This window comes from Virgibacillus carmonensis (genome assembly GCF_057836705.1).
On sequence record NZ_JBYQFJ010000187.1, the window covers coordinates 1 to 667 of the forward strand.

The following is a 667-nucleotide window of genomic DNA, read 5'->3' on the forward strand; positions in this document are numbered from 1 at the left end:
AGAAGGAAAGTGAAGGGGGATACAATGATGAATCAAATCAAAGTTGAAAAATTATTAATCAATTATAAAACACTTGAAAAGTTCAAACACTTTAAGGCTTACGGAAATCAGGAGCTTTCTATGCTCGAGGACTTACAAAGCAACATTGTGGAAAATGACAGTGAATCGCCATTTTACGGAATTTATTATGGAAATAATTTGGTAGCGAGAATGAGTTTATACAAGGTGAGGGCGAAATATGATGCTTACTTTAAACCGGCCCAGGACTATTTGGAGCTTTGGAAATTGGAAGTGTTACCCGATTACCGCGGAAATGGTTATGGAAGAGCATTAGTGGAGTTTGCAAAACAGGATCAATTGCCAATCAAAACAAATCCAAGAATAAATTCCCAGGGTTTCTGGGAAGAAATGGACTTTCAACAAGCAAAATATGAAATGGAACGGGACTTAGGTCAGAATCCATATATTTGGATGCCTGCCGGCGTAAAAGAAAAGGAAAAAGAAAATTAAGAAGGACTAATTGTGAAAGAGAAAGACATGATTGATTGCATTTACATCAGTCATGTCTTTTTTCCATGGGAAAATATTATAAATTCAGGCTTTCAAGAGTAGTTCTTAGCGGAAATGTTAAGAGAGGGCTGCAGCTGCCGGTCACTTATTAGTTTTT

1 protein-coding gene is annotated in these 667 nt (G+C 36.7%); it reads left to right on the top strand.

What is annotated here, in order from left to right; translation table 11 throughout:
• Nucleotides 1-27 precede the first annotated feature (27 nt).
• Nucleotides 28-510, top strand: a complete 483-nt coding sequence (locus AC3G7N_RS21280) for an N-acetyltransferase (RefSeq protein WP_089062853.1) — start codon at nucleotides 28-30, stop codon at nucleotides 508-510.
• Nucleotides 511-667 lie beyond the last annotated feature (157 nt).

Bases quoted from the DNA above. Each gene is read 5' to 3' on its own strand.
- AC3G7N_RS21280 (WP_089062853.1), top strand. From the start codon at position 28: ATGAATCAAATCAAAGTTGAAAAATTATTAATCAATTATAAAACACTT.